Genomic DNA, 7,901 nt, shown 5'->3' with positions numbered 1-7,901 from the left:
TGGGGGGTGCGGGGGGGGGGGCCGGGGCTCCAACTCGGGGGGGGCCGCGTGCATCGGGGGGCCCCCCCCGCCCCCGGGCGGGGGGGGGGGGGGGGGGGCCCCGGCCCCCCGCGGGGCCCCGACGCCCTCGTTGCCCGTTCCCCGGCCCCGTGTCCGCGGCCTCAGGCCCGTACCGGCCGGTCGTCGTCGAGTGCCGCCGCCGCCTGGGCCGCCAGGTCCACGGCGACCAGCCGGGCCTCCAGCGAGGGCGGTACGGCTCCGGGGGCCGGGGTCAGCAGGAAGCGGCCCTGGTAGCGGCCGTGGGCAACGGCGCGAAGTTCCGTCGCCCCGTCCGGCCAGCCCTGGAGCTCCAGGTCCCAGACCCAGCCGTCCACCCGTACGCTCCCGTCGGGTTCGAGCCGGGGCGGGCGGCCGGTGAGCGTGCCGTACTCGAAGCGGCAGTCCCGGAGTTCGAGGATCTCGGCCAGTTCCGCGCGGACCCGCCGTACCACCTCGTCGGAGGACGTGCTGAGGCTGGCCAGGCGGGCCGTGCCGTGCAGCCGTTCCAGGTGGGAGGCGTCCGTGGCGGCGACCCGGCCCAGGGTCCGGCCGCGCGCGGCCAGCTGGGACACGATCAGCCCCACGGCGAGCAGCAGCACGGCGGTGACGAGGTCGGACCGGTCCTGGATGTGGAGGCTCTCGTACGGCTGGGTGTGGAAGAAGTCGAACCAGACGGCGGCCGAGAGCGCGGCGAGGGCCCCGGCGGCCCGGTTGCCGAGCGCCGACACCGCGACGACCACGACGACCAGCACGAGGGCGGTGTTGGTGGGGGTGACGCTCCCGCGCAGCGGCAGCAGCAGGAGCGCCGCCACGAGCGGGGCGACGGCTCCGGCGACGAGCGCGAGCACGTCTCGGACGGTGAACCTCATGACCCACCTCGCAGGACCGGACGACCGCCCCCTGGGTACAGCCTCCGCCCGGCGCGGTTCGGGGGGCGCCGGGCGGAGGGGTCCTTGACGCGTTCCTGATGTGGGACGCGTTCAGGATGGGCGACGGTACATCCTGATGTGCGCGGGCGGCGGGCGCCCCGGCGTCAGCAGCGGAAGCGGAGCCTGCACACGGCGGCGTCGGTGTCGCGTCGCACGGCGTGGGCGACGACCGCCCCGCGCCGGTTCTGCAGGATGCGCTGCCACCGCCGCTCCGGTTCGGCCTCGGGTACGAGGACGGTGACGCGGAGGTCGGGCCGGGTGGCGCTCAGCTCCCGTACGTACGCGGTGATCGGCCGGCCGAGCGTGCGGCGTTCCGAGGTGAGCCGGACCAGGGCGACGCCTGGGTTCCACAGCTCCCAGTCGCGTTCCAGGGCCTCGGTCCTGGCCAGGTCCTCGGGGTCGGCGTGGCAGACGGTGACCGCGCGGACCTCGTCGCCGAGGGAGACGGCGGCGGTCAGGGCCTCGCTGGTGAGCCGGTTCAGGTCGGAGACCGGGACGACGACGAAGGAACGGGCGCGGTGCGGCGGCTCCGGTGTCCGGCCGACGCCGAGCCGCTCGTCGATCTTCCCGTACGCCCGGTGCACGGCCTCGAAGGCGAGGACGAGGGCGGGCAGGGCGATCACGATCAGCCAGGCGCCGTCGTGGAACTTGGTGACGGTGACGACGATCGCCGAGACGCCGGTGAGCAGCGCGCCGAGGCCGTTGAGCAGCGCCTTGCCCCACTGTCCCGCGGCCCGCCAGTGGAGCACCATGCCGGTCTGGGCGATGGTGAAGCCGATGAACACGCCGATCGCGAAGAGGGGCACGAGGGTGTTGGTGTCGCCGCCGGAGAAGACGAGCAGGGCGGCCGAGACGAGCGCGAGCCAGACGACGCCGTGCCGGTGCACCTGCCGGTCGGCCTTGAGGCCGAAGACGTGCGGGACGTGGTCGTCGCGGGCGAGGAGCTTGAGGAGGACGGGCAGTCCGCCGAAGGAGGTGTTCGCGGAGAGGGCGAGCAGCACCATGGTGGCGAACTGGACGATGTAGAAGGCCGCGTTGTGTCCGAAGGAGGCGTCGGCGAGCTGGGCGAGGACGGTGACGCCCTCGACGGGCTGGAGGCCGAAGCGGGAGATCAGGACGGACAGGCCGATCAGCATCACGCCGAGGAGCGCGCCGAGCGCGACCTCGGCGCGGCGGGCGCGGCGGGCGGCCGGGGCGCGGAAGGACGGCACGGCGTTGGCGATGGCCTCGACGCCGGTGAGGGCCGAGCAGCCGGACGCGAAGGCCTTGAGCAGGAGCAGCGCGCCGACGGTGGTGGCGTTGTCGGCGAGTACGGAGGGGTGGCCCGCTGACGCCTCGGTGGAGAGCGGCCCGTCCCGGAAGAGGCCCACCGCCACCATGGTGAGGATCGCGCCGATGAACACGGCCGTCGGGACGATGAACGCGCGGGCCGAGTCGACGATGCCGCGCAGGTTCACCCCCGTGACCAGGACGAGGACGCCGAGGCAGATCCACAGGCGGTCCCCGTACAGACCGGGGAAGGCGGAGGTCAGGGCGGCGACCCCGGCGGTGACGGCGACGGCCACGTTGAGGACGTAGTCGAGGACCAGGGAACCCGCCGCGACGAGGCCGGTGCGGCGGCCCAGATGGGCCTTGGCGACGGCGTAGGAGCCGCCGCCGTCGGGGAAGGCGGCGATGACCTGCCGGTACGAGGCGACGAGCACGGCGAGCAGGGCGGCGATGGCGAGGGTGACGGGCAGGGTGAAGCCGAGCCCGTGGGCTCCGGCGGCGGCGAGGACCAGGACGATGGCCTCGGGGCCGTACGCCACCGAGGCCATCGCGTCGAGCGAGAGCGCGGCGAGTCCGGTGACGGCCGTCAGCTTGTGGCGCGCGCCGGGATCGGGAGGTTCGTCCGAAGCGGCGGAAACACCGTTCTCGGTGGTCAGGGCGGTCATGCCGACGGGCTCCATTCATGTGCGGGTCCGCTCAGACTGGGGGCCGCCGGGGCCGCAGCCGCTCGGCGCTGGCGCGTTCTTGGCGCGGGACGGGGTTCTTTTCACGAGTTCTTGACGGGGTGCCTCGCCTGAGTGGCCGGGCGGGGGCCTCCCTTCGGTGACCGGGCGGGGGCCTCGCCCGGTGGCCAGGCGCGTCGGGGGACACCTCGCCCCGGCCGACGGGCGCGTACGGGCCGGGCGAAGGAGGGGAGCCGAGGAAGGGCGATATCAAGCCAGCACCGACGATGTCCGGGCGCGCCACGGACAGGCGCCGGGGTCGTCGCACGGACCGCTGCGGACCGTCACGGACAACCCCACGTGGGCCGCATCAGGGGCCGTGGCGCCGCCGTGGCAACGTCGACGGACGCCGTACGCGCCACCCCGCACGCACGTCGCGGCGCACCCCGCCCCGACGCTTACGGCGCCCCGCGCGCGTCCGGATCTCACGTCCGGATCGCGCGGGCGACTGGGCCCGGTCGGGCTCGGTCGGGCTCGGTCGGGGCCTCCGCGCCGGGCCGGTGTGAGGCATCCAACCCTCCACCAGGGGATCTTGACGCATCCCTGACGCCGACGGCCGGGCCGGTGCCTCCGGGGCTGCTTACGCTGACTCGGCCGTCCGTGCGAGGGCACGGGCCGTCCCCTGGATGGCCGGAATCCGCCCCTCTCCGCACACCGTCGATCCACCCGTCTCCGCACACCGTCGATCCGCCCCTCTTCGCGCACCATCCAGGAGCACCCCATGGCCGCCACGAACGACACGCGCACGCGCTCCGGGCGATTGCGCGCGTGGATGCTGGAGGGGCTCTCCGACATGGGCCGGGGCAAGCCCTCCAGACCCGCCGCGCCCGCCCCGGACGCCGGGCACCGGGGGCAGCGCTGGTGGCGGGTGATGTGTCTGACGGGCGTCGACTACTTCTCGACCCTCGGCTACCAGCCGGGCATCGCCGCCCTGGCCGCCGGGCTGCTCTCCCCCGTCGCGACGGTCGTCCTGGTCCTGGTGACGCTCGCGGGCGCGCTGCCGGTCTACCGGCGGGTGGCCGAGGAGAGTCCGCACGGCGAGGGCTCGATCGCGATGCTGTCGCGGCTGCTGTCGTTCTGGAAGGGCAAGCTGTTCGTCCTGACCCTGCTGGGCTTCGCGGCGACCGACTTCCTGATCACGATCACCCTGTCCGCCGCGGACGCCTCCACCCATCTGGTGGAGAACCCGCATCTGGCGGAGTCGCTGCACGACAAGCAGCTGATCATCACCATGGTTCTGATCGCGCTGCTCGGCGCGGTCTTCCTCAAGGGCTTCCTGGAGGCCATCGGGGTGGCCGTCGTCCTGGTCGGGGCCTATCTCGCCCTGAACGCCGTCGTCGTGGTGACCGGTCTGTGGCGCGTCCTCACCGAGGGCCATGTCGTCACCGACTGGTCGGCGGCGCTGACCCAGGAGCACGGCAACGTGTTCGCCATGATCGGCGTGGCCCTGCTCGTCTTCCCCAAGCTGGCGCTGGGCCTGTCCGGCTTCGAGACCGGCGTCGCCGTGATGCCCCACGTCAAGGGCGACCCGGAGGACACGGAGGCACGGCCGGCCGGACGGATCCGGGACACCAAGAAGCTGCTGACGACGGCCGCGCTGATCATGAGCGTCTTCCTGATCTGTACGAGCTTCATCACCACGGTGCTCATTCCGCACGAGGAGTTCGAGTCCGGCGGCAAGGCCAACGGGCGCGCTCTCGCCTATCTGGCCCACGAGTACCTGGGCAGCGTCTTCGGCACCGTCTACGACGTCTCCACGATCGCCATCCTGTGGTTCGCGGGCGCGTCCGCGATGGCCGGTCTGCTCAATCTGATGCCCCGCTACCTGCCGAAGTACGGCATGGCCCCGCACTGGGCGCGGGCCGTCCGGCCCATGGTGCTGGTCTTCACCCTGGTCGCCTTCCTGGTGACCTGGATCTTCGACGCCGACGTCGACGCCCAGGGCGGCGCGTACGCGACCGGTGTCCTGGTGCTGATCTGCTCGGCCGCCATCGCCGTGACCATCGCCGCCCGCAAGGCGGGGCAGCGCGGCTGGACGATCGGCTTCGGGGTCATCTCGGCGGTCTTCCTCTACACCACGGTCCTCAATGTGATCGAGCGCCCTGACGGGGTGAAGATCGGCGCCTGTTTCATCGCGGGCATCATCCTCGTCTCGCTGCTCTCGCGGCTGGGCCGCGCCTTCGAGCTGCGGGTCACCCATGTCGAACTGGATGCCACGGCCGAGCGGTTCCTCCGGGAGGCGTCCCGCCGCACGCCGAGGTTCATCGCCAACGAGCCCGGGCCGAGGGACCTGGCCGAGTACCGGGAGAAGGTCGAGCAGATACGCGCCGACAACGACCTCACGGACGTGGACGACTTCGTGTTCGTCGAGGTGACCGTCGCCGACCCGTCGGACTTCGAGGCGGGGCTCACGGTACGGGGAGAGGTGCTGCACGACCGCTATCGCGTCCTCACCGTCGATTCGTCCTCGGTGCCGAACGCTCTCGCCGCCCTGCTGCTGCACTCCCGGGACCTCACCGGCGTCGCTCCGCACATCTACTTCGAGTGGACCGAGGGCAATCCCTTCGCCAACTTCCTCCGCTTCCTCCTCTTCGGGCAGGGCGAGATAGCCCCGGTGACCCGTGAGGTCCTGCGCGAGGCGGAGCCGGACCGCGCGCTCCGGCCGCATGTGCACGTCGGCTGAGCCACCACCGGCGGAGACCTGGCGCCACGGGCCACCCACATGGCACCAATGGCGCCACGAAGGGGCCGCCGCTCGCACATGTAGCGCCACGCACCCACCCCGACGGCGCCACTCGAAGAGGAATCCGAGGCCATGATGGCGCCATCACGCTTGCAATGGCGCCATCGCGGTGCCATGCTTGCTCCATGGACCTCACCCCGTATGTGGAAAGTCTTCGCCATGAGCTCGGCGTGGCCGCCGAGGCGGGCGGGGAGGAAGCCCGCGCCCTGGCCGAGCGGCTCACCGGCCCGCTCGAATCGGCGGCCCGGCTGACCCTCCTCGGCGCCCTGTCGGACGCGATGGACGAGGTCACCCGCGATCTCGCGCCCGGCTCGGTCGACGTACGGCTGCGGGGGCTGAACCCCGAGTTCGTGGTGACCCCGCCGCCGTCCTCCGAACCCTTCGCCGAGGAGGCCCCGGCGCAGGCCCCGCCGTCGCCCCCGCTGCCCGTCGAGGCCGAGGACGGCGCCACCGCCCGCATCAACTTCCGGCCCCCCGCCCAGCTCAAGCTGCGGGTCGAGGAGGCCGCGAACCGCGAGGGCCTGTCGGTCAACGCCTGGCTGGTACGGGCCGTGGCCGCCGCCCTGGAACCCACGGCGCCCCCGGCCCGTGGCGCCACCGCGGGATCCACGGCGGGCCAGAGCTTCACCGGCTGGGTCCGCTAGGGCCCGCACCACCGGCTCATCCGGGCACGTCCCGGCGTCCACCTCCACCACCCACCCCGAGGGACGGCACAGTCATGCCTACTTTCGACACTCCCGAGCCCGTTTCCGCCACCGTCGACATCGAGGTCGGGCGGATCAGGGTCATCGCGGGCGAGCGCACCGACACCGTGGTCGACGTGGCGCCGAGCGACCCCGGCAACAAGCAGGACGTGCAGGCGGCCGAGGAGACCAAGGTGACCTGCGCGGGCCGCGAACTCCTCGTCAAGGGCCCCAGGAAGCGCCCCCCGTTCGGCAAGTACGGGGTGATCGACGTGACCGTCCAGCTCCCGGCCGGCTCGGACCTGACCGGGAAGTCCGGGCTCGGCGACCTGATCGCGGAGGGCGGCTTCGGCGAGTGCCGTCTGACGACCGGCACCGGCCACCTCCACCTGGAGGAGGCCACGGCGGTCCGTCTGAAGACCCCGCACGGCGACATCCTCGTGGACCGCGTCACGGGCGAAGCCGACATCCAGGGCTCCGGCCGGGTGCGGATCGGCCGGATCGGCGGCGGCGCGACCGTGAAGAACCTGAACGGGGAGACCGTCATCGGCGAGATCGGCGGCGAACTGCGCGTCAACTCGTCCAACGGCCCCATCACGGTCGTCCGCGCGGAGTCCTCGGTCACCGCCAAGACGGCCAGTGGCGCCATCCGTCTCGACGAGGTGATCCGGGGCCGCGTCACCCTGGACTCCTCCGTGGGCGGCCTGGAGGTCGGCATCGCCGAGGGCACGGCCGCCTGGCTCGACGTCCGGTCCAAGATGGGCCGGGTCCGCAACGAACTGGGCGCGGCCCAGGGGCCGGAACAGTCCGACGAGACCGTCGAGGTCCGGGGCCGTACGAGCGTCGGCGACATCGTGATCCGCCGCAGCTGACCGTCCGGGGCCGGGGAGACGCCACGGCCCGGCCCCTCCGTCCCCGCCCAGCCCCACCGGGGATCCCGGCCCTGGCCCGCCCCCGGCCGGGCTCCCCCTCGAACCGGCCACGACACGGACCGGCCACGGCCCCGCTCGAACCGGCACCGAGAGCCACCTCGGCCAGACCCACAGCCGTACCCGCAGTCGCAGCCGTACCCGTACCCGTACCTCCAGCCACGGTCACGGCCGCAGTCGCAGTCGCAGTCGCAGTCGCAGGAACCGTACGAACTCCCCACGAGCACGGGCCACTTCCGGGCCCCTCGTGGAGCGTCACCCCACGCCTGAGGGCGCCCGGAGGCTCCGCTCTTCCGGCCACCGGGCCGGCACGTCGACGTTCCCCCCCGCTCCACCGCACCCGACGGCCGCCGCGCCGATCCGCCGTACGGCCCACGCCCCGGCCGTGCCGCCCCCTCTCTCCGGGCTCCGCGCCCCGGAGTCCCCCCGCTCCCGCACGTACCTGCGCATCCGCACCTCCATTAATTCGTACTGACGTTCGCATCACGGTCGCGGCGGCGGCCCGCCGCCGCCGGGGGGGGGCGGGGGGGCGGGGGGGGGGGGGGGCGGGGGGGCGGGGCGGGGGGGCGGGGGGGGGGCGCGGGGCT

At 73.5% G+C, this 7,901-nt stretch carries 5 protein-coding genes; 3 read left to right on the top strand and 2 right to left on the bottom strand.

Annotation, left to right across the window (positions count from 1 at the left end; translation table 11 throughout):
* Nucleotides 1-161: 161 nt before the first annotated feature.
* Nucleotides 162-908 carry a DUF4118 domain-containing protein gene (locus ACIRQY_RS25510; protein WP_403929625.1) on the bottom strand — a complete coding sequence of 249 codons (747 nt, stop codon included), beginning with the start codon at nucleotides 906-908 and terminating at the stop codon, nucleotides 162-164.
* Between the two features lie 164 nt (nucleotides 909-1,072).
* The gene (locus ACIRQY_RS25505; RefSeq protein ID WP_403929623.1) at nucleotides 1,073-2,902 is read right to left on the bottom strand and encodes an APC family permease; all 1,830 of its coding nucleotides are present in this window, start codon (nucleotides 2,900-2,902) and stop codon (nucleotides 1,073-1,075) included.
* Nucleotides 2,903-3,680: 778 nt separating this feature from the next.
* Between ACIRQY_RS25505 and ACIRQY_RS25500 the strand changes: the two genes are divergently transcribed.
* From ACIRQY_RS25500 to ACIRQY_RS25490, 3 genes are all read left to right on the top strand, one after another.
* Nucleotides 3,681-5,642 carry an amino acid transporter gene (locus tag ACIRQY_RS25500; RefSeq protein WP_403929620.1) on the top strand — a complete coding sequence of 654 codons (1,962 nt, stop codon included), beginning with the start codon at nucleotides 3,681-3,683 and terminating at the stop codon, nucleotides 5,640-5,642.
* A 185-nt stretch (nucleotides 5,643-5,827) separates the two neighbouring features.
* Nucleotides 5,828-6,346, top strand: a complete 519-nt coding sequence (locus tag ACIRQY_RS25495; RefSeq protein ID WP_403929618.1) for a hypothetical protein — start codon at nucleotides 5,828-5,830, stop codon at nucleotides 6,344-6,346.
* A gap of 74 nt (nucleotides 6,347-6,420) precedes the next feature.
* Nucleotides 6,421-7,257 carry a DUF4097 family beta strand repeat-containing protein gene (locus tag ACIRQY_RS25490; RefSeq protein ID WP_403929615.1) on the top strand — a complete coding sequence of 279 codons (837 nt, stop codon included), beginning with the start codon at nucleotides 6,421-6,423 and terminating at the stop codon, nucleotides 7,255-7,257.
* The last annotated feature ends 644 nt before the right edge of the window (nucleotides 7,258-7,901 follow it).

Source organism: Streptomyces sp. NPDC101490 (assembly GCF_044767145.1).
Classification (GTDB): Bacteria; Actinomycetota; Actinomycetes; order Streptomycetales; family Streptomycetaceae; genus Streptomyces.
This window is presented reverse-complemented; position numbering and strand designations above follow the sequence as displayed.